This window comes from Lutibacter sp. A80, assembly GCF_022429645.1.
In the GTDB taxonomy this organism is placed as follows: domain Bacteria; phylum Bacteroidota; class Bacteroidia; order Flavobacteriales; family Flavobacteriaceae; genus Lutibacter.
Window position 1 is genome coordinate 23,176 of record NZ_CP092480.1, and the last position, 22,601, is coordinate 45,776.

A 22,601-nucleotide genomic window follows, 5' to 3' on the forward strand; every position below is an offset into this window, starting at 1 on the left:
ACAACATTAAAATTATGTATAATTTATTAAAAGGTAAAAGAGGTATTATTTTCGGAGCATTAGATTCAAAATCAATTGCTTGGAAAGTTGCTGAAAGAGCTCATGAAGAAGGAGCAACATTTGTTTTAACAAATGCACCAGTTGCAATGCGTTTTGGAACTATTTCGGAATTGGCTGAAAAAACAGGTTCACAAATAATACCGGCCGATGCAACATCTATGGAAGATTTAGAAAATTTAATTGATAAATCTGTTGAATTATTAGGTGGTAAAATAGATTTTGTATTACACTCAATAGGTATGTCTGTTAATGTACGTAAAGGAAACCATTATACAGAACAAGATTATAATTATACAAAAACAGGATTTGACGTGTCAGCCTTATCATTTCATAGAGTAATGAGTGTTTTATATAAGAAGGATGCAATGAGTGAATGGGGAAGTATTGTGGCTTTATCTTATATGGCTGCACAACGTGTTTTTCCAGATTATAATGATATGGCAGATAATAAAGCGTATTTAGAATCTATTGCTAGAAGCTTTGGTTATTTCTTTGGACGTGATAAAAAAGTAAGAGTTAATACAATTTCACAATCTCCAACTCCAACTACAGCAGGTAGTGGTGTAAAAGGATTTGATGGTTTTATTGCTTATGCAGAAAAAATGTCGCCACTAGGAAATGCTACTGCATTAGAATGTGCTGATTATACAATTTCAATGTTTTCAGATTTAACAAAAAAGGTAACACTTCAAAATTTATTTCATGATGGAGGATTCTCAAATATGGGAGTAAGTGATGCTATTATGGGAAATTTTATGGAAACTTTCGAATCTGAAAACGGAGAAGAAAAATAAAAATAAACGAACACAAGTTTACTGAAGAAAGCGAAGATTTAAAAATTTTCGCTTTTTTTTATGAAATATAAAATAGAATAAAATTAGATAATTAAAGCTTAATTTTGAATTAGCTGTTTTAAAATCTGTAAATTTGAAATTCTTTAAAAAAATAATTTGTGGAACTACAATTTTCAATAATTATACCTGTTTATAACCGTCCTCAAGAAATTGATGAATTGTTACAGAGTTTAACAAAACAAACCTATCAAAAAAGTTTTGAAGTTATTGTTGTTGAAGATGGTTCTAGTTTAAAATCGGAAAACATTGTAAAGAAATATTCAGAAAAACTGAATTTATTTTATTTTTTTAAGCCAAATAGTGGAGCAGGAGCAAGTCGGAATTTTGGTATGCAAAAAGCTAATGGAACTTATTTTATTATTTTTGATTCTGATTGTATTATACCTCCAGATTATTTAGTTGAAGTAGAAAATGCCTTAGAAAAAAAATATACAGATGCGTTTGGTGGTGCAGATGCAGCTCATCAATCTTTTACAGCAATACAAAAAGCTATAAATTATAGTATGACTTCTTTTTTTACAACAGGAGGAATTAGGGGTAGTAAAAAATCGGTTGATAAATTTCAACCTAGGAGTTTTAATTTGGGAATTTCTAAAAATGCATTTGAACAAACAGAGGGTTTTAGTAAAATGAAGATTGGAGAAGATATTGATTTAACTTTTAGATTGTGGAGTCATAAATTTGAAACACAATTTATTGAGAATGCATTTGTATATCATAAAAGGAGGTCAACTTTTAAACAGTTTTTTAAACAAACTTTTGCATTTGGAAATGGAAGACCATTTTTAAATAGAAAATATCCAGAAACTGCAAAAATTACTTATTGGTTTCCTTCTGTATTTATTTTAGCATTTATTTTTTCAATGCTTTTACTTGTTTTTAATATAAAAATATTTGCATTGCTTTTTGGAGCTTATTTTGCAATTATTATTATAGATTCTTTTCTAAAAAACAGAAATATTGGAGTTGCTTTTTTAAGTGTTATAACAACTTTAATACAATTTACAGGTTATGGTTTTGGATTTTTAAAGGGATTAGTAATAATTAAATAATATGTATGTCTAGTCCTAAATAACCAATACAGATTATTAAAGGGTAAAAGTTAAAAATTAAAGCTGAATAATGACATCATTGTTCAGCTTTTTTGATTTGTATTGTTTTGGTTTAATTTTTTTTTGTGCGTGCATTTGTATTGGTGTTAGCATTTCGTTAGATAAATGAGGTCTTATATTGTTGTATATTTCTATTGCATTTTTGACCAGTTTCTTCTTTACTTTAAAATCTTGAATCTTCTGTGCTACACTAAATTCCTGTTTTAAAATTCCATTTATTCGCTCTGCAACTGCATTTTCATATGGATCATATTTTTCAGTCATACTAGGCTTAATCTCATTGTTTTCTAATAGTCTTTGATATTCATTCGAGCAATATTGCAACCCTCTATCAGAGTGATGTATTAATGGACTTTCTTTGTATTTTCTATTATTTATAGCCATTTCCAATGCCCTCAATGAACCATCCATTGATAAAGATTTTGACACATCATATCCTACAATCTTTTTAGAATAAGCATCTGTGATTAATGCCAGATACGAAGGGTTGGTTCTCGTTCCGATATATGTAATATCACTCACCCAAACTGATTCAGGCCCTTCTATATCCATTGAGCTGACAAGGTTTCTGTGCTTTCTAAATCTATGATGAGAGTCTGTAGTTATGTGGTAGCTTCTTTTAGGTATTATTAACATATGGTTAGCTTTTAGTATTCTAAACAATTTATCTCTTCCTACTTTTAATAGTGATAATTTATCCTTTAACAGAAAGTATAATTTCTTACCACCCAATCTTGGCATTAGCATCCGAATATCACGAACCAAAACGATAACTTTTTGTGCTACAGTTTGTTTATGAAGTCTTGATTTTATGGATCTATAGTAAACCTGTCTGTTTACCCCGAGCAAATCACAGGTAGAAACTAAAGTTTCTTTATATTCTTCTTTGAAGATGTTGATAAGTCGGGTGTGTAATTTTTTCTTATTTGAATATCATATTCCTTTTCTGCCATATCAACAAGCATATCGAAAATAATAACCTTTTTATCAGCACGTTCTGCTAGATGTTCAGCTCTAGCTTTCTGTTTTTCAAGGAGCTTTATTTTAGCTTCAAGCTCAAGTATTTTTTGTTCTGGAGTTTTTGACATCGTTTTTGGAACTTGGTTTTCCCAATCAAAGTTACCATATTTTTGCAACCATTTGGTTACTGTAGCGTCTCCCTGAATACCATATTTACGCTTGGCTTGGGTTTTTGTTAAAAATCCTTGTTCTACTTCTTCAACTAATTGAAGTTTAAAAGAAAGCGAGTAATCTTTTTGAGTTCGCTTTGCTGCACCTGATTTGTCTGATGTTTTCATTACACTTGTGTTTTAGTGTATCGCTATTTCAGGACGGGACAGTATTTATAAAAAAAAGGCTGTTTTAAAAGTTAAACTTTTTAAACAGCCTTTTTAAAAATTTTATATTGAATTATTCTTCAATATTTTTTTCTCCATTGCTAATTTTAATAGTTAATTCGGTTTTTTCTTTATTTAAATCCATAAAAATAGAATCACCTTCATTTAGTTTAGAGTTTACAATTTCTTCAGCTAAAGCATCTTCAATATATTTTTGAATAGCACGTTTTAAAGGTCTAGCTCCATATTGTTTATCAAAACCTTTATCTGCAATATAATCTTTAGCTTCTTCAGTTAAAATTAATTTATAACCTAAATCTTCAATTCTATTAACTAGCTTTTTAAGTTCTATGTCAATTATTGAATGTATATCTTCACGTTCTAAAGCATTAAATACAATTACATCATCAATTCTATTTAAAAATTCAGGAGCAAAAGATTTTTTAAGAGCACTTTCTATTACTTTTTTAGCATTTTCATCTGCTTGTTGTTTTTTGGATGCTGTTCCAAAACCAACACCAGAGCCAAAGTCTTTTAATTGACGAGACCCAATGTTAGAAGTCATAATTATAATTGTATTCCTAAAATCAACTTTTCTTCCAAGACTGTCGGTAATATGTCCATCATCTAAAATTTGTAATAACATATTAAAAACATCTGGATGTGCTTTTTCAATTTCATCTAATAAAACAACCGCATAAGGTTTGCGTCTTATTTTTTCAGTAAGTTGTCCACCTTCTTCATATCCAACATATCCAGGAGGCGCACCAATTAAACGAGAAATAGCAAATTTTTCCATATACTCGCTCATATCAATTCTTACTAGGGCATCTTCATTATCAAATAACTCAGTAGCTAACACTTTAGCTAGTTGTGTTTTACCAACACCTGTTTGACCTAAAAATATAAATGAACCAATTGGTTTATTTGGATCTTTTAGTCCAACTCTGTTACGCTGAATGGCTTTTACAACTTTTGAAACAGCTTCATCTTGACCGATTACTTTTCCTTTAATTAGATTTGGTAGGTCGTGTAATCTGTGGCTTTCAGCTTCAGCAACTCTGTTTACTGGAATTCCAGTCATCATAGAAACTACTTCAGCAACATTATCTTCGGTAACAATTTCACGGTTTAACTTAGAAGATTCCTCCCATTTTTTCTGTTCGCCTTGTAGTAAGCTTTCAATGCGTTTTTCATCATCTCTTAATCTAGCAGCTTCTTCATATTTTTGACCATTAACAGCATTGGTTTTATCAATTTTAATGGTTTCTAATTCTTTTTCAAGTTGAAGCACCTCTTTAGGTACTACAATATTTGTAATATGTATGCGAGAGCCTGCTTCGTCCATAGCATCTATTGCCTTGTCTGGAAGAAACCTGTCGGTCATATATCTATTTGTTAATTTTACACAAGCTTCAATAGCTTCACTTGTAAAATCTACATTGTGATGATCTTCGTATTTATCTTTTATATTATTTAGTATTTGAATTGTTTCTTCAATGGAAGTAGGTTCTATTATTACTTTTTGAAACCTTCTTTCTAAAGCACCATCTTTTTCAATATTTGTTCTAAATTCATCTAAAGTAGTTGCTCCAATACATTGTATTTCTCCACGAGCCAATGCTGGTTTTAACATGTTTGAAGCATCTAAAGAACCCGTAGCTCCACCGGCTCCAACTATGGTATGAATTTCATCAATAAATAAAATAATATCATCATTTTTTTCCAATTCATTCATCAACGCTTTCATACGTTCTTCAAATTGTCCTCTGTATTTTGTACCAGCAACTAAACTTGCTAAGTCTAAAGAAATAATACGTTTATTAAATAAAATACGAGAAACTTTTCGTTGTATAATTCGTAAAGCCAATCCTTCAGCAATGGCAGATTTACCAACACCTGGTTCTCCAATTAACATTGGGTTGTTCTTTTTTCTACGACTTAAAATTTGAGAAACACGTTCTATTTCTTTTTTTCTACCTACTACAGGGTCTAAGTTTCCTTCTTCCGCTAAGCGTGTTAAATCACGTCCAAAATTATCTAGAACAGGTGTTTTAGACTTCTTTTGAGGGGCTTGTTCACTCTTAGAGTGTTCAAACGGATTGGATCTTGATGATTCAAAATCGTCGTCAGATTTATTTTCTGCTCTTGGTAATTCAATTTCTTCGTTGAGAAAAAGTTGCTTATAAACAGTTTTAACATCTTCGTAAGTAGCCTCAAAATTATTTAATAATTTTGTTGTAGGGTCGTTTTCATTTCGTAAAATACAGAGTAGTAAATGTGCAGTGTTAACAGATTCACTTTGGTAGAGTTTAGCTTCTAAAAAAGTAGTTTTTAAAGCTTTTTCTGCTTGCCTTGTTAGCCGTAAACTTTTCTTTTCAATAGATGTGTTGTCTATTATAGAGTTTATAGGGCTTAAGCCTTCTATTTTTTTACGTAAATGTTCTAGATTAATAGTTAATGAGTTTAAAATATCTATTGCTTTTCCAGTTCCTTTACGAATTAGACCCAGCATTAAATGCTCGGTTCCAATAAAATCATGCCCCAAACGCAGTGCCTCTTCTTTGCTGTATGCAATTACATCTTTAACTTTTGGTGAAAAATTATCGTCCATTATATTGTGTTTATATTGTAAAATTAACTGATTTTTTTCTTTTTATAATGCAAAAACGGCACCAGTTTTTAAATATTTAAAAAACGCTTGTGTTTTATTGATGGTATATAATTGACTATCAATAGTTTAGAGGGTGTGTTTTTTAACTATTTATTGTTGATAAAAAATAAAAAAACAAGCTGACAAATTGGGTGTAAAAAAATGAAATATCGTATATTGCTTTGTTAAAAAATGACACTAAAATAAATTAAAAACACATGGCAGAAGGAGAAAAACTGATACCTATAAATATAGAAGATGAAATGAAATCTGCGTACATTGATTATTCAATGTCAGTGATTGTTTCAAGAGCATTACCAGATGTTAGAGATGGTTTAAAACCTGTACACAGAAGGGTTCTGTATGGGATGCACGAATTAGGTATTAAAGCTACAGGAAGTTATAAAAAATCAGCAAGAGTTGTTGGGGAAGTATTAGGTAAATACCATCCACATGGAGATACATCGGTGTACGATTCTATGGTTCGTATGGCTCAAGATTGGAGCGTACGTTATATGATGGTAGACGGTCAAGGTAACTTTGGTTCTGTTGATGGTGATAGTCCTGCAGCAATGCGTTATACAGAGGTGCGTATGCAAAAAATATCTGAAGAAATGCTTTCAGATATTGAAAAAGAAACAGTAGATCACAAATTAAACTTTGATGATACGTTAAATGAACCAACTGTTTTACCAACTAGAATTCCAAACTTGTTGGTGAATGGAGCTTCAGGTATTGCAGTAGGTATGGCAACTAACATGGCTCCTCATAATTTAACTGAAGTAATAAATGGAACTTTAGCATATATAGATAATAGAGAAATTGAGATTTCTGAATTAATGCAACATATTAAAGCTCCAGATTTTCCAACAGGAGGTATTATTTATGGATATGAAGGTGTTAAGGAAGCATTCGAAACAGGAAGAGGAAGAGTTGTAATACGTGCTAAAGCTACTATTGAAGAAGTAAAAGGTAGAGAATGTATTATTGTTACTGAAATTCCATACCAAGTTAACAAAGCAGATATGATTAAAAAAACTGCAGATTTAGTTAACGAGAAAAAATTAGAAGGCATTGCGAATATTAGAGATGAATCTGATAGAAACGGAATGCGTATTGTTTACGTTTTAAAAAGAGACGCAATTCCAAATATTGTATTAAATAAACTTTATAAATATACTGCACTTCAAACTTCATTTAGCGTTAATAATATTGCGTTGGTAAATGGACGTCCAGAACAATTAAATTTAAAAGAATTAATACATTATTTTGTTGAACATAGACATGAAGTAATTGTTAGAAGAACTGAATTTGAGCTTAGAAAAGCAGAAGCAAGAGCACATATTTTAGAAGGATTAATTATTGCAAGTGATAATATAGACGAAGTAATTAAAATTATTAGAGGATCTTCTAATGCTGATGAAGCTCGTGAAAGCTTAATGACACGCTTTGAATTAACAGAAATTCAAGCAAAAGCAATTGTGGAAATGCGCTTACGTCAATTAACAGGTCTAGAGCAAGATAAATTACGTGCTGAATACGATGAAATTATTAAAACTATTGCAGATTTAAAAGATATTTTATCAGATGAAGTAAGAAGGTACTCAATTATTAAAGAGGAATTAGAAATTATAAGAGATAAATATGGTGATGACCGTAGATCTGTAATAGAATATGCAGGAGGAGATTTATCTATTGAAGATATGATACCTAATTCTAAAGTAATTGTTACAATTTCACATGCAGGTTACGTAAAGCGTACAAATTTAGACGAATATAAAGTTCAAAATAGAGGAGGACGCGGCCAAAAAGGAGTAACAACCAGAAATGAAGATTTCTTAGAGCATTTATTCCTAGGTACTAATCACCAATACATGCTATTCTTTACACAAAAAGGAAAAGTATTTTGGATGCGTGTTTACGAAATTCCTGAAGGTAGTAAAACCTCTAAAGGAAGAGCACTTGTTAATCTAATAAATTTAGAACAAGACGATAAAGTAAAAGCATTTTTAGTAACAGAAGATTTAAAGAATGAAGAATATGTTAATAATCATTATGTGATTATGGCAACTAAAAAAGGTCAAGTTAAAAAAACCTCTTTAGAACAATATTCTCGTCCAAGAACTAATGGAATTAATGCAATTACTATTAAAGAAGATGATGAATTGCTAGAAGCAAAATTAACCAATGGTGATAGTCAAGTAATGATGGCTTTAAAATCTGGTAAATCTATTCGTTTTGAAGAAGGCAAAACACGACCAATGGGTAGAAATGCTTCAGGTGTAAGAGGTATAAGATTAGCAGATGAAAAAGATGAAGTTGTTGGAATGGTAGCTGTTAACGATTTGGAAAGCAATATACTTGTAGTTTCAGAAAATGGTTATGGTAAACGCTCTAATTTAGAAGATTATAGAATAACAAACCGTGGAGGTAAAGGTGTTAAAACTATTAACGTTACAGAAAAAACAGGTGGTTTAGTTGCTATTAAAAATGTAACAGATGAAGATGATTTAATGATTATTAATAAATCTGGTATTACTATTAGATTGGCTGTTGCAGATTTACGTGTTATGGGACGCGCTACCCAAGGTGTTAAATTAATAAATATTAAAGATAACGATTCAATTGCTGCAGTTGCAAAAGTGGTACATGAAGAAGAAGTTGAAATTGATGAAAATGGAAATGGCACGGAAATTGAAAACACTAATGATGAGAGTACAAATAAAGAATAATAAAGAATAAATCAATTAAAATGAAAAAACAATTAATATTTCTATCTGCCTTATTTATTACTATAACGGTATTTGGGCAAAAAAATGAATTAAAAACAGCCGATAAAGCTATAAAGAACGGTGATTTTTCGTCTGCTTTAGCAGCAATTAATCAAGCTGAGAGTTTAATCGGTTCTGCAGATCAAAAACTAAAAGCTAAATATTACTATTTAAAAGGAAAAGCTTTATATCAAGAAGGAGCTAATTCAAATGTAGAAGAAGTAGCAGTAGCTTTTAATGAATTATTAGCGTATGAAAAAGAAACTAATAAATTAAAATATTCTAATGAAATTAAGGAATTAATTAATTCTTTGGTTCAAAGTACAGCTGGAAATGCATCAAAAGATTATGAAGTAGCTACACAAAGCAAGTTGCCTGCAGATTACGTAAAAGCTGCTAAAGGATTTGCACAAGTATATGCTTTAAGTCCTACAGATACTACATTTTTAGATAATGCAGCCTTAGTATATTTTATGGGTGAAGACTATAACAGTTCTAAAGAAGCTTATCAAAAATTATTAGATTTAAATTATACAGGAATCTCAACTGTTTATATAGCTAATAATAAATCAGATGGTAAAGAAGTTGTATATCCAACAAAAAAAGCAATGGATGTACAAGTTAAATTAGGTATTGCAGAAAATCCAAGAGAAGAAGTTAAAGAATCTAGGAGAGAAATGATTTTCAAAAATTTAGCTCAAAATTATGCAATGTTAGAAGATTCTGAAAAAGCGTTAGAAGTAATTACTCAAGGTAGAGAAGAATTTCCATCTAGCTATTCATTATTAATAGATGAAGCTAATTTGTATTATAAAGCAGGAGATAACGATAAATTCAAAGAAAAATTAGAAGAAGCAATTAGTTTAAACCCTACAGAACCTACTTTATACTATAATGTTGGTGTAATGAATATGGGTCAGGGAAACTTAGATGAGGCTATAAGTTCTTTTGAAAAAGCAGTTGAATTAAAACCTGATTATGCAGATGCTTACAATAATATAGGTGCAGCAATTATAGAAAAAGCAACTCCAATTATTGATGAGATGAACAAAAATTTATCTGATTTCGATAAGTATGATAGTTTGCAAAAAGAACAATTTGAAATTTATAAAAAGGCTTTACCTTATTACGAGAAAGCTTATGAAATAAATAATGAAAACATTAGTGTAATTCAGACTTTAATGGGATTATATGAAAACCTTGAAATGACTGATAAATTGAATGAAATTAAAGCAGTTTATGATGGTTTAAAATAAATCATAAAAAACCTTTTATAAAAAAACCTCTCAAAATTTGAGAGGTTTTTTTTTATATAATTTTTTTAATTACTCTAAGTTTATGAGTGTGTTTTTGTAAGTCGAGATTAAATATTCCGCTATGGTCTATCATATCTACTCTTACCTTACCATAGGCATGTATAATATAATTATCTTTCATAATAATACCAACATGGGTAATTATTCCTTCGCTATCATCAAAAAACGCTAAATCTCCAGGTTCACTTTCTTCAATAAAACTTAGTACTTCTCCTTGGGTTGCTTGTTGAGAAGCATCTCTTAATAATTTATAACCACAAAGTTTATATACCATTTGTGTAAAACCAGAAGAGTCTATTCCAAAAGGAGTTTTTCCACCCCATAAATAAGGTGTATTTAAAAACTTATAGGCAATATCAGTAATTGAATCTTTAGGAGATTTGGCATCTAAAATTGCACCTTCATAATAAAATTTAGTGTTATTCACTAAAATGTTTTTTGTATTGTAAAAAGGTAAATTAGAGCCAATACATACAGTTGCAAAATTGTTGTTATTGTCTGTAGCAAAGTCAATTAAATCAGCTGCTAATGTAATAGCCGAGCTGTTTAATGTTTTATATGTTTCTTCTGAAATTTCTTCATATTGTTTATTATCTATCCAACCTTCATAATTATCGAAAGCAATTCTTATTTTACTCCAATTTTTTCTAGATTCTAATACTTTAAAATGTTCTCCAAATAATAGTTGAGAAACCATTTCAGTAATGTTGTTAGGTTCAATTCTAACAGGGATAATACTTAAATTACAAATACCGTATTGCATAAATATAATTATATTCTTTCAATTACTATTGCACTTGCACCACCACCTCCATTACAGATTCCGGCGGCACCAATTTTTGCGTTTTTTTGTTCTAATATAGATGTTAAAGCAATAACTATTCTTGCTCCAGACATTCCAAGTGGGTGACCTAAAGAAACTGCTCCACCGTTAATATTTACCTTGTTAGCATCTAAATTAAGAAGTTTTATGTTAGCTAATCCAACAATAGAAAACGCTTCATTTAGTTCAAAATAATCAACTTTGTTTTGCGAGATTCCTGCTTTTGCTAGGGCTTTAGGAATAGCCTTTGCTGGGGCAGTTGTAAACCATTTAGGTTCGTTTGCGGCATCAGCATAACCTAAAATTTTGGCTATAGGCTTTAAATTTAATTCATTAGCTTTTTCTAAACTCATAAGAACCAATGCTGCAGCTCCATCATTTAAGGTAGATGCATTTGCAGCTGTAACAGTACCATTTTTATTAAAAACAGGTCTTAATGTTGGTATTTTATCTTTATAAATATTTTTGTATTCTTCATCTTCAGAAAATATAATTGGATCGCCTTTTCTTTGTGGAATTTCAACAGGAACAATTTCATTTTTAAAGTAACCGTTTTCCCAAGCTTTGGCAGATTTATTATAAGATGCTATTGCAAAATTATCTTGATCTTCTCTTGTAAAATTATATTCTGTAGCGCATAAATCACCACAAGTTCCCATATGTTTTTGGTCATAAACATCGGTTAATCCATCTAATAAAAGACCGTCAACAGCGTTTATATTTCCTAGTTTTGTAGTTTTTCTTCCAGAAATATAATGAGGAATACTACTCATATTTTCCATACCACCAGCAACTATAATTTCAGCATCACCAGCTTTAATTGCTTGCGTGGCTAACATAATTGATTTCATACCAGAAGCACATACTTTGTTGATAGTTGTACAAGGAGTAGAAGTTGGAATACCGGCAAAAATAGCAGCTTGTCTAGCAGGAGCTTGACCAAGTCCTGCAGAAATTACATTCCCCATATAAACTTCATCAATTAATTTAGTATCTAAATTTATTTTATCTAAAGCACCTTTTATAGCAATTGCTCCTAATTTTGGAGCAGAAATATTAGCTAAACTGCCTAAAAAACTACCAATGGGAGTACGTGCTACAGAAACAATTACAACTTCTTTCATGGGTTTATATTCTTTTTACGGTTATCATTCAATTTAATAAGGTACAATAATGTTATTTTATTACGAAATGATAAACGTATTATTCAATTAAATTACTAACTGCGAATTTAATCAAAATTAGGTAATCTATCGATTTTTAACATACAGTTTAATTTTTGAAAAAATATATCTTAGGTTTCAATAAAGGTAAATAAATAGAAAAAACTTTATAAAATAAAAACATTTGCAAATGTTATTGTAATAATAATTGTTATTTTTGAAATGAAAACGGATACTTCGTGAAAAAAATTATTAATAAATTACTTGTAAACCATTCTTTAATATATAAATTGTTTTTATATATAACTACTATTGTTTTAGTTGTTTATTTATTTCCAAAAGGAGGGCAGTTTAAATACGAATTTCAAAAGGGAAAACCTTGGGAATATGAAAATTATTATGCTCCATTTGATTTTGCTATACAAAAAACAGCAGAAGAAATAGCCTTAGAAAAGGAACAAATAACAGCATCATCAAAACAATTTTATGAATATGATGAAAATATAGTTTTACAGGTAAAAAATGCAATTAATACAAAAGTAGAAGATGCATTAATAAATGCTGAAATTACTGAAATTGAAAAAAATAAATTAAGAGAGTTAGTATCTCAAATAGTTGATAATATCTACGAATACGGCTATTTAGAGGTTACTACAGATATTAAAAACAAATTACCAGTAATTACACTGCGAAGAGGTAATAAGAGCCAGGAAATTGATATAAATAAGTTGTTTAAAACTTCGCAAATTTTAGATTACATAAATTTAAAAATTGGGAATCAGCCATTTTCGCAAATAGAAAATATTATTTTAAATATTATTTATGAAGAATTAAAGCCCAATGTAAAGTTTGATGTTGATTTTACTCAAAGAGTTTTAGAAGAAAATTTAAGTAAAATATCATACACAAAAGGTTTAGTTTCTGAAAACGAAAGAATTATATTTAAAGGAGATATTGTACAAGGAGAGAATTTAAGAATTTTAAATTCTGTTAAAAATGAATTTGAATCTCAAGTGTGGAGTAAGTCAAGTTATAATTGGATAGTTTCAGGTTATACAATTTTAGTTGCATTAGCATTTTTAATGTTGTTGCTTTTTTTAAGAAAATACCGCTTAGAAATATTTGAGAATAATACTAAAGTGACATTTATATTTTTTAATGTTGTTTTAATTGTTTTATTGATAACACTTATTGTAAAATACGATGCACAATATATTTATATAGCACCAATTGTAATTTTACCTTTAGTTTTAAAAGCTTTTTTTGATGCTAGGCTAGGGTTGTTTACACACGTACTAACAGTTCTGTTATTGGGCTTTATAGTGCCAAATAGTTTTGAGTTTATTTTTTTACAAATTATAGCAGGAATTGTCACGATTTTAACTATCTCTGAGCTGCATAAAAGAGCTAATTTATTTATATCTGTAATACAAATTACATTTGTTTATTTTATAGCATATTTTGCTTTTTCGATTATACAAGAAGGAAACGCTCAAAATTTAGATTGGGATAAATTTGTGTATTTTACCATAAATGGAGGTGCTACATTGTTTGTTTTACCATTAATTTATGTTTTTGAAAAATTATTTAGTTTAGTTTCAGATGAATCTTTAAAAGAACTATCTAATACAAATTCTAAGCTTTTGAGGGCATTGTCTGAAAAAGCACCAGGAACTTTTCAGCACTCATTACAAGTTGCTAATTTGGCAGAAGCTTGTGCAAATGAAATTGATGCAAATTCTATGTTGGTAAGAACTGGGGCTTTATATCACGATATTGGGAAAATGATAAACCCAATGTATTTTACAGAAAATCAGTCTACAAATGTAAATCCACATAACGAATTAACACCTAAAGATAGTGCGCAAATTATAATAAACCACATTATTGAAGGTGTAGAATTGGCTAAAAAGAATAGAATTCCAGATAGAATTATAGATTTTATACGTACACACCACGGAACAAGTTTAGTTTATTATTTTTACAAGAGAGAAGAAGATTTAATAGGCTCTACACCCGACAAAAAATATTTTCAATATCCAGGACCAATTCCTTTTTCAAAAGAAACAGCAATTTTAATGATGTGCGATTCAGTAGAAGCCGCTTCAAAAAGTATTAAGGAGCCAACAGCACAAGCATTTGATAATTTAGTTGAAAAAATTGTAAATAAGCAAATGGAGGAAGGACAATTTATGAATGCAGATATTACATTTAAGGAGTTACAAACAATTAAGAAGTTGTTAAAGAAGAAGTTAAAGAATATTTATCATCTTAGAATAGAATACCCTGAATAAAATTATTTAAAAAAAGTGAAAAAATGTTGTGTAAATGCATTTCAAATGTTACATTTGCACTCGCAAAAATAGGTTCTTATACATATTTTTATTGGAGAGGTGCCAGAGTGGTAATGGAGCAGATTGCTAATCTGTCGACGGGTAACTGTCGCCAGGGTTCGAATCCCTGTCTCTCCGCAAAATTAAGATAATCATTTCGGGGTGTAGCGTAGCCCGGTTATCGCGCCACGTTTGGGACGTGGAGGCCGCAGGTTCGAATCCTGCCACCCCGACAAAATGATAAATTATAAATGATTTATCTTATTTTTTGAAATAATGGTCGCGTAGCTCAGCTGGATAGAGCATCTGCCTTCTAAGCAGACGGTCACAGGTTCGAATCCTGTCGCGATCACTACAACACTTATCAAACGGTGGTAAAACCTTGTAAATCCTATGATTTACAAGGTTTTGTAGTTTTAGGACTATCATATAATTTGATATAAAAGGTTCACAAATCGGTCAACAAAAATAAAACGATTTACAGAATAAAGTATTCAACATTTAAACGGGATTATTTAACAAAATCCGGCCATCTTTTTAGGTAGGTTATAAACTTTTCACTCAAGCCTTCTTTTTTTAGATGCGCTTCTGAAACAGGAATTGAAATTGGATTAAAGTTTGGATTTTTAATAACCAAATTTGGAAAGTTATGATGCAGTATTCCCGAAGTTCCAATTGAAACAAAATCTACACCAGCATCTAATACATTTTGAACATCTTCAGCATTGTATATTTTTCCGGCTACTGTCCATTTTACATTTTTAAAATCTAAGGTACTAAAGTGTTCTAATAAAGTTTTGTTTTGATAATTTTCTTCACTGGGCATTTTATAAACGTCCCAAAGCGATATGTCTAAAAAATCAATATTTCCTCCTTCAATTAGTTGTTCACAAACCCATTTAATCTCGTTAATATCCATTCCAAATCTTTCAGGGGATAATCGTACTCCAATTAAAAAGTTAGGACCACATTTAGCCCTAATACCATCTACTATTTCAAACAAAAGTCGAGACCTATTTGACAAAGAACCGCCATATTCATCTGTTCTTTTATTTATTTCAGAACTTAAAAATTGTGTTAATATATAACCATGCGCTCCGTGAACTTCAACTCCGTTATAGCCACATTTTTGAGAACGAATGGCTGCTTCAATAAAATCCTCTTTTAATTGTTTTACTTCGGCTAAAGTAAGTCCGCGCGCATTGGTTTTTTTATTATCAGAAGGACAAACAGGTTTTCCTTTAATAAGTTCGGCAGGTGTGCGCATTCCTGCATGATGCAGTTGAATTACCGCAATACTTCCTAGCTCTTTAATGTTAGCTGCCAATCTTTTATGCCCTTCCATTAAGTGATCACCAAAAATTCCTAACTGACAAGAAAACCCTTTTCCAATTTCTTGAACATGTGAGGCACAAGTCATAACCATTCCAAAACCGCCTTCAGCTCTCATCGTTAACCATGTCAATTCATCATCCGAGAGTTGTCCGTCCTCAAAACTTTGTCTGTTGGTTAACGGTGCCAACATAAATCTATTTTTTATAGTTGTACCACAAGAAAAAGTGATGGGAGAATTAGCTTTGGTCATAATAAAAACTTAAAAATATTAGGCTCAAATTTAAACAGAAATTTTAGTACAGTTAAATAAAATAAGGTATAATATTTAGTTAAAAAGAGATGAGTGAATGTTTAACTTTATAAATTTTAATGAAAACTCAAAAGTAATTTTTAATCCGTCACACTGAGTCTGTTGAAGTGTTGTTTTAGGGTTTTGTCAATTCAAATATATCATCACAAATCTTGATTTTGTTTCTTTTTAATAATCTAAAAGTGAAGCACATTATGAATACAAAAAAAATAAGGTGAATGGAGTAAAATGAAAAATAACAATGCTTTACGGAATTCCATAACAAAATTTACAATAAATCCATTAATTTGAGAAGATTGAAAATTGTTGAAGGAAAAAATCACCTCATTAAGGTGGAATAAAAAAATGTTATTAATGAACTTAAACTATTTTAGAAGTGGATTTTTTTAAGTCTAAAAAATAAAATAACAACAATTTAAAAATATAGAATACTATTTGTAATCATTTAAAATATAAAATATTTTTTCAAACTCAATTTTATTCAATATTTATTGTGCCAAAAACCGATTAAAAGTAACCAATAAAAAAATAACATTTATCATAAAGCACATTATTTATTATTATTAATTTTAAGCTTTTTGATAAAACGTATGATGTATTAGATTAAAAAAATTAAAATTTCAATAAAAGCTCTACAATTGCTATGAAAGACTTTTCAGTTTTTTTTCATTAGAAACTCCGCTAAAAGCGGGCGCAATGATAAATATCTTAAGAGCATCTGGCTATAATTTAAAAATTTCAATTGCTGAGGTTATAGATAAAAGTTGAGATAAAGTATATCTATATGAAATAAGAAAACTATTATTTTGCCAAAATTTTAAAAGGAAACATTTTTTTATTAACACAATTATTTCAGATAGTAAAACATTGTATATGATAGATACTAAAATTTAATATCATAATATTAGCAAATAAACCAATTAAGTATGAGCAAAGAAAAACTAATAAATATTATTGCGGCACCTATTAGCGAATTAAAAAAGTTGAAAATAGGGATAATGGTTAGAGCAACATTACCCCTAATTCTTAAATTGGAATTAATAACAGATCTTGAAATTGAAAGATTGCAAAAGTCAGATTATAGCAAAATGACATTCGACTTAAATTATCCTGTTCTTAAAAAAGTAGATGAAAAAATATCGATAGTTGAGAATAGAACAATAGGTAAATATACCAGGTATTATGCAAAGCCTCAAAAAAATAAGAATTCACATTATTTAATAACAAGCGAATGGTATGATCTAAATCAAGAGGATTATATTAGATGGTTAAAAAGGAAAGTAAAAACGGATTAAAGAATTATATAGCCATCTAGATAAATAAAAAGTATTAATTTTATAATAAAATAAAGAGTAATCTTCCTATGTTTATTGACCCAAATAACCTTTATTCAGAGTATAATAATTCTAATATAAAAGATGAAGTTAAAGATGCTGCAAATTTCTTTTTAGAAATTTTTAAATATAATAAGATTTTTAATATTGAATTAAAGAATAAAGGAGATAAGATTGATATTCAAATATCTTTAAACGATGAACGTTGGTATGATATTTTTGGACATCGAACAACACATCCTTTTTCTTTACTTGTAGGAGTAAATTCCATGACATTTTATTTTAGAATTAATCATGTTTTTTTTAACGATGGTAGTTCTGATTTGGCTATTATAAAATCTAAAACTAAAAAACTAGGAGGGGAAAGCTTTCTAAGGTTATATAATATTGAGGATACAATAAAAATGATCGATTTTGTATTTAATCAAAAAATGGGTTTGAAAACACCGTTGAATGTTCAATCTAATCGAATAGAAACGAAAGGTTTAAAAATAAAAAATATGCTATTTAATAAAGTGACTCTTGAAAATATAAAAACCGCAGTTAAGGAATTTAATGAAAAAGGAACTCCTGAAGGGTTTAGCACCTCCAAATATTATGATATAAAAATTGAAGGCGTTTTGTACCCGCCAAAACCCATTATGGCCATTGCCAATTATTATGCTACGGGTAAAGAAATTGAAAATTATTTTCCAGGAGGTATAAATACGCCGTGTTTTAAAGCTTATGAACGATTAGGAATTGAAATAGTAACTAAGTCAAATAAAATGGATTCATTAAATATTTTTCAAATTATAGTTTCAAAAGGTCATTCTGATAAAGCCGGAAACTATTTAATTGCTAAAATGCAAATTATAGAAAATGGTTATTTATTATTGAAAGGATCTTATATTTTTAAAGAACCTAAGCCAAGTTTTTTAATTCATTCATATTTTAAGCTTATTTCTAGTTTTTTAAATGATAAGTATGTAAATGATACTTCATTTGGTGAATTTTATGTATTAAAAAAAGATATTTTATTCAATTCACCTTCTGCAGCTGCTTCAATGGTGTTAAATAGAGCAGCAAATGGACCAAATGAATGGAAGACTATAGGAGGTGTTACTCTCAGGGAATGTGAGAAAAAGTTTAATTTTAGTGAAATTGTAGGGAAATTTTTAAAACAAGCAAAAACAACCAATCTAAAAACAAAAAGTTATCCTAAAATTTATAGTGAATTTAAAGTTAAAGTAAGTTTTGGAGCTGGAAATCAAGCCAAAATTCCTTGGATTGCATTGTTAAAAGAGCCTAATGAAGTTACAGAAGGTATTTATCCTGTTTATCTTTATTTTAAAAGTATAGAAAAATTAATATTAGCGTATGGATTAAGTGAAACAACAAATCCAGTAGCTCAATGGAATATTGATAACCCAGTTACTATAACTAATTTTTTTTACAAAAATAACTTAGGGAAACCGGATAGGTATGGCAGTTCTTTTATCTACAAGGTTTATGATGTAAATAATTTGCCTGATGAAATGATTTTAAATGATGAGTTGGATATGCTTTTAGATTTTTATAAAAATCAAGAAACTCCTATTATAGATACTGAAATTGAGAATTTAATTGAACAAGAAGATTTTCAATTGTCAAAATTTATTGAAGATACAAAAGCATCAGGCTTGCTATTCACAGATACATTGTTAACACGCTTCGTAAGCTCACTAATTACAAAGCCATTTGTATTGTTGAGTGGATTATCGGGATCAGGTAAAACAAAATTAGCACAAACCTTTGCAAAATGGGTATGCGAAACTGATAAACAATATTGTGTGGTACCCGTTGGAGCAGATTGGACCAATAGAGAACCCTTATTAGGGTATGAAAACGCATTGAATAATGAAGAATATATTTTACCAGAAAATGGTGCTTTACAGCTAGTTATCAATGCTGATCAAAACTTAAATAAACCTCATTTTTTGATTTTGGATGAAATGAATTTAAGTCATGTGGAACGTTATTTTGCGGACTTTTTAAGTGTTATGGAATCCAAAGAAAAATTTAAACTTCACAGCGATCTTGGAGCTGTTAAATCAACAGTACCTTCAGAACTCAGCTGGCCAAAAAATTTATTTGTAATTGGTACCGTAAATATTGATGAGACTACTTATATGTTTAGTCCGAAAGTATTGGATAGAGCCAATGTTATTGAGTTTAGAGTTCAAGAGGAAGAAATAGCTACTTTTTTAAATGCGCCAAACGATATTAATTTCACTAAACTAATTGGAAATGGAAGTACTATGGCGGTGGACTTTATTAAAATGGCAAGCAATGGAACCAATGATACTATTTCTCCAGAATTGAATGAAACCTTAGTCAAGTTTTTTACTCAGTTAAAGAAAACAGGTGCTGAATTTGGGTATAGAACAGCAATGGAAATTCATCGCTTATTTCATCAATTAGAGGTGGTAAATTCAGAATTAACAACCAATCAAAAAATAGACATTGCCATTATGCAAAAGCTATTGCCTAAGTTGCATGGCTCAAGAAGGAAACTGTGTCCAGTGTTAGAGAATTTGGGAGATTTATGCGTGCAGGAAATAGATGTTAAAAAAGAGTTTTTTGAAAACAATGAAGAGCTAAATTTTGAAATAGATAACATTAGATATCCATTGTCTCTTGAAAAGATAACTAGAATGTACAAAGGAGCCATAGATAACGGATTTGCAAGTTACGCTGAAGCATAGAATATGATAGGGAAAAGTTCCATTGTAATAGCATTAGATAATCTTAAAGAAGATTTAAAACTTTTTATAGATGATAGGAAGCACAATACTTTGTTTCATAGGGAAGATGCAATTCAAAATAATGAAGCACCTTATCAACTACAAGAAGGTAATTTTTACGATTATGAGTTTAGCAATCCAGACTATTTTTTTCAACGAAGTGAGATTGTTCAACCACATCGTCGAAAAAGGTATTCAGGGCAAATAGCACCAAATATTTATGTGGGAACCTTAACCCTTGAAATTTATAAAGAGGGAATTGATAAGCCAATAGGAGAATTAAAACTAGAAGTACAATCCATAAAGGCTACATATCGTGAAGATTATAGGTATATGCTGGAGAGTATCACCGAAAAATGTACCGATTTAATCCTACAATCAAACGCCCCAGTAAGCCATTCTTTTGAAACAGATTACAATACTGATAGTAAAACATTATACCAACGCTTTGCTTTCATAAAATCCATAATTCAATCAGATGATTTTGATGAAGCAATTCACAGAATAATCACATCTCCAACAACAATTTGGAAGGAAAAAGAAGAGCTAGTAGATGTTAGAAAAATTAAGCGTTTTAATGTGTCTACTGTAAAACAATTGTTAAATGCATCGAATAGATTACCTCTTGGTTCAGAACATCCATTAACTAAAAGAGGTCTTACTACTGTTGCAGGAAAAATAAATTCCAATAAAAAAATAGAAAATGTAGATACTTCTGAAAATAGGTTTATCAAACACGCATTGAAGATTTTTTTGAAGTTTTGTATAGATATTCAAAAACATAAGAATGCAACAGAAAGGTTACAAAAAGAAGCAGGATCAGTTGTTTATATGTTGGAAAGTCATTTACAACATAGTTTATTTAAACAAATATCCAGACCTGATACCTTAAAATTAAACAGTCCAATTCTTCAAAGAAAAGAAGGATATCGAGAAGTGTTAAAAGTATGGTTAATGTTCGATTTGGCAGCTAAATTAATTTGGGAAGGTGGTGATGATATTTATAGTGGAGGTAAAAAAGATATTGCGACTTTATATGAATATTGGCTGTTTTTCACCCTTCTTGATTTGTTTAAAAAGAAGTTTGAAATAGCTCCCAAGGCTTTAGAAAAGTTGACAAATTTCGATTCAAAAACCAAGAATTTAAACCTGCAATTGAAACAAGGTAAATTTACAGCACTTCAAGGGGTTTTTAAATCACATTCGCGGTGCCTTAATGTAAAATTTAATTATAACAGAAGTTTCTCAGGATCATCAATATATCCAAATTCAGGAAGCTGGACTACTGCAATGCGGCCAGATTACACACTTTCATTTTGGCCCAAAGAAATAAAAGAAAAAGTAGCAGAAGAAACAGAGCAAATAGTGCACATTCATTTTGATGCCAAATACAAAGTGAATGAGATTAAGGAAATTGTTGGTGATAATTTAAAAACAAATGAAGAAGAGATCTCAGAAGAAAAGCTAGAACATAAAAAAGGCATTTACAAAAATGCTGATTTACTAAAAATGCACGCTTATAAAGATGCAATAAGAAGAACGGGAGGAGCGTATGTGTTATATCCAGGAACTGAACAAACAACAAAGATGGGGTTTCACGAGATTTTACCGGGTCTAGGTGCATTTTCTGTAAAACCTTCTAAAACAAATGTGGAAACAAGCCATCTTGAAGCATTCATAGATAAAGTAATTGCGCATTTTGTCAATAGAGCCACTCAACGTGAAAATCTCGCTGTAAAATCATATGATATTCATAAAACAGCCATTATAAATAAACTGAAAGAACCAATACCAGAATATCTAAATAACAAAAAGTTGATTCCAGATGAAACGTCTATTTTGATTGGGTATTACAATTCAGAAGAACAGTTTAATTGGATAAATACAAAGAAGTTATATAATTTTAGAATGGGAAGTACTTCAGGATCTTTAATATTAGATAAAGAAACAGTAGATGCAAAATTTTTATTACTACATGGAAGAGGGGCGCAACATTCAAATGAATTATGGAAAATTATAAGTAAAGGTCCTAAAGTGTATTCTAAAGAGAATTTGATTTCAAAAGGTTATTTAAACCCTTCTTCCGATCATTATTTAGTTATTGAAATTGAAAAAGTTGATTTACAGAAATTTGGAAACAGAAAATGGAATTTTAAAAATCTCAAAAATTATAAAAAAGGAAGGGCTTCATCTTTACCTTTTACTTGTACATTAACCGAATTGATGCAAAACGCTATTTAATAAATTACAGTTTACAATTCATTACATAAAAATGTTTAGTGAACATTTTAACAATTAAGCAAACTGAGAGTAGGTATATAAATCGAGGTTATTTATTTATAGAATAAAGTCAATTTCACTTCATTTTTAAAAGTTAACCAACCTAAATTTAACATATTGGCAACTTTTTAATAATCAATCTATTTTTTAACTTT

14 protein-coding genes and 3 tRNA genes are annotated in these 22,601 nt (G+C 29.7%); 11 read left to right on the forward strand and 6 right to left on the reverse strand.

Annotation, left to right across the window (positions count from 1 at the left end):
• The first annotated feature begins 14 nt into the window (after positions 1-14).
• Both MHL31_RS00125 and MHL31_RS00130 read left to right on the forward strand, forming a co-directional pair.
• Complete coding sequence (locus tag MHL31_RS00125; RefSeq protein WP_240227065.1) at positions 15-854, forward strand: enoyl-ACP reductase; 840 nt, start codon at positions 15-17, stop codon at positions 852-854.
• 158 nt (positions 855-1,012) lie between these two features.
• Positions 1,013-1,966 carry a glycosyltransferase family 2 protein gene (locus tag MHL31_RS00130; protein WP_240227066.1) on the forward strand — a complete coding sequence of 318 codons (954 nt, stop codon included), beginning with the start codon at positions 1,013-1,015 and terminating at the stop codon, positions 1,964-1,966.
• A gap of 57 nt (positions 1,967-2,023) precedes the next feature.
• Here MHL31_RS00130 and MHL31_RS00135 read toward each other — a convergent pair whose 3' ends face one another.
• From MHL31_RS00135 to MHL31_RS00145, 3 genes are all read right to left on the reverse strand, one after another.
• Entirely contained in the window at positions 2,024-2,875 is an 852-nt protein-coding gene (locus MHL31_RS00135) for an IS3 family transposase (RefSeq protein WP_240225904.1), read from the reverse strand.
• A gap of 14 nt (positions 2,876-2,889) precedes the next feature.
• A complete protein-coding gene (locus MHL31_RS00140; RefSeq protein ID WP_240225903.1) occupies positions 2,890-3,324 on the reverse strand; it encodes a hypothetical protein in 435 nt (144 codons plus the stop codon).
• Between the two features lie 112 nt (positions 3,325-3,436).
• The gene (locus MHL31_RS00145) at positions 3,437-5,977 is read right to left on the reverse strand and encodes an ATP-dependent Clp protease ATP-binding subunit (protein ID WP_240227067.1); all 2,541 of its coding nucleotides are present in this window, start codon (positions 5,975-5,977) and stop codon (positions 3,437-3,439) included.
• 257 nt (positions 5,978-6,234) lie between these two features.
• Here MHL31_RS00145 and gyrA point away from each other — a divergent pair, with 257 nt between their 5' ends.
• Entirely contained in the window at positions 6,235-8,748 is a 2,514-nt protein-coding gene (gyrA, locus tag MHL31_RS00150) for a DNA gyrase subunit A (protein WP_240227068.1), read from the forward strand.
• Between the two features lie 20 nt (positions 8,749-8,768).
• Positions 8,769-10,043, forward strand: a complete 1,275-nt coding sequence (locus tag MHL31_RS00155; protein ID WP_240227069.1) for a tetratricopeptide repeat protein — start codon at positions 8,769-8,771, stop codon at positions 10,041-10,043.
• 52 nt (positions 10,044-10,095) lie between these two features.
• Here MHL31_RS00155 and MHL31_RS00160 read toward each other — a convergent pair whose 3' ends face one another.
• Complete coding sequence (locus MHL31_RS00160; RefSeq protein ID WP_240227070.1) at positions 10,096-10,866, reverse strand: C40 family peptidase; 771 nt, start codon at positions 10,864-10,866, stop codon at positions 10,096-10,098.
• Positions 10,867-10,874: 8 nt separating this feature from the next.
• Complete coding sequence (locus MHL31_RS00165; protein ID WP_240227071.1) at positions 10,875-12,050, reverse strand: acetyl-CoA C-acyltransferase; 1,176 nt, start codon at positions 12,048-12,050, stop codon at positions 10,875-10,877.
• 278 nt (positions 12,051-12,328) lie between these two features.
• Between MHL31_RS00165 and MHL31_RS00170 the strand changes: the two genes are divergently transcribed.
• The 4 genes from MHL31_RS00170 (at position 12,329) to MHL31_RS00185 (ending at position 14,774) form a co-directional block, all read left to right on the forward strand.
• The gene (locus tag MHL31_RS00170; RefSeq protein ID WP_240227072.1) at positions 12,329-14,383 is read left to right on the forward strand and encodes an HD family phosphohydrolase; all 2,055 of its coding nucleotides are present in this window, start codon (positions 12,329-12,331) and stop codon (positions 14,381-14,383) included.
• 93 nt (positions 14,384-14,476) lie between these two features.
• A tRNA-Ser gene (locus tag MHL31_RS00175) sits at positions 14,477-14,560 on the forward strand.
• A 20-nt stretch (positions 14,561-14,580) separates the two neighbouring features.
• A tRNA-Pro gene (locus MHL31_RS00180) sits at positions 14,581-14,655 on the forward strand.
• Between the two features lie 45 nt (positions 14,656-14,700).
• Positions 14,701-14,774: transfer RNA gene (locus tag MHL31_RS00185), tRNA-Arg, on the forward strand.
• Between the two features lie 159 nt (positions 14,775-14,933).
• Here MHL31_RS00185 and MHL31_RS00190 read toward each other — a convergent pair.
• Complete coding sequence (locus MHL31_RS00190; RefSeq protein WP_240227073.1) at positions 14,934-16,007, reverse strand: NADH:flavin oxidoreductase; 1,074 nt, start codon at positions 16,005-16,007, stop codon at positions 14,934-14,936.
• A 986-nt stretch (positions 16,008-16,993) separates the two neighbouring features.
• Between MHL31_RS00190 and MHL31_RS00195 the strand changes: the two genes are divergently transcribed.
• The 3 genes from MHL31_RS00195 (at position 16,994) to MHL31_RS00205 (ending at position 22,407) form a co-directional block, all read left to right on the forward strand.
• Positions 16,994-17,362: a hypothetical protein gene (locus MHL31_RS00195; protein WP_240227074.1), complete on the forward strand. Its 369-nt coding sequence runs from the start codon at positions 16,994-16,996 to the stop codon at positions 17,360-17,362.
• Positions 17,363-17,430: 68 nt separating this feature from the next.
• Positions 17,431-20,127 carry a DUF4357 domain-containing protein gene (locus MHL31_RS00200; RefSeq protein ID WP_240227075.1) on the forward strand — a complete coding sequence of 899 codons (2,697 nt, stop codon included), beginning with the start codon at positions 17,431-17,433 and terminating at the stop codon, positions 20,125-20,127.
• A 3-nt stretch (positions 20,128-20,130) separates the two neighbouring features.
• Positions 20,131-22,407 (forward strand): DUF2357 domain-containing protein, encoded by a 2,277-nt coding sequence (locus MHL31_RS00205; protein ID WP_240227076.1) that lies wholly within the window; start codon positions 20,131-20,133, stop codon positions 22,405-22,407.
• Positions 22,408-22,601: the final 194 nt, after the last annotated feature.

Bases quoted from the DNA above. Each gene is read 5' to 3' on its own strand.
- MHL31_RS00195 (WP_240227074.1), top strand. From the start codon at position 16,994: ATGAGCAAAGAAAAACTAATAAATATTATTGCGGCACCTATTAGCGAA.
- MHL31_RS00125 (WP_240227065.1), top strand. From the start codon at position 15: ATGTATAATTTATTAAAAGGTAAAAGAGGTATTATTTTCGGAGCATTA.
- MHL31_RS00205 (WP_240227076.1), top strand. From the start codon at position 20,131: ATGATAGGGAAAAGTTCCATTGTAATAGCATTAGATAATCTTAAAGAA.
- MHL31_RS00155 (WP_240227069.1), top strand. From the start codon at position 8,769: ATGAAAAAACAATTAATATTTCTATCTGCCTTATTTATTACTATAACG.
- MHL31_RS00140 (WP_240225903.1), bottom strand. From the start codon at position 3,324: ATGAAAACATCAGACAAATCAGGTGCAGCAAAGCGAACTCAAAAAGAT.
- MHL31_RS00200 (WP_240227075.1), top strand. From the start codon at position 17,431: ATGTTTATTGACCCAAATAACCTTTATTCAGAGTATAATAATTCTAAT.
- MHL31_RS00160 (WP_240227070.1), bottom strand. From the start codon at position 10,866: ATGCAATACGGTATTTGTAATTTAAGTATTATCCCTGTTAGAATTGAA.
- gyrA (WP_240227068.1), top strand. From the start codon at position 6,235: ATGGCAGAAGGAGAAAAACTGATACCTATAAATATAGAAGATGAAATG.
- MHL31_RS00145 (WP_240227067.1), bottom strand. From the start codon at position 5,977: ATGGACGATAATTTTTCACCAAAAGTTAAAGATGTAATTGCATACAGC.
- MHL31_RS00190 (WP_240227073.1), bottom strand. From the start codon at position 16,007: ATGACCAAAGCTAATTCTCCCATCACTTTTTCTTGTGGTACAACTATA.
- MHL31_RS00165 (WP_240227071.1), bottom strand. From the start codon at position 12,050: ATGAAAGAAGTTGTAATTGTTTCTGTAGCACGTACTCCCATTGGTAGT.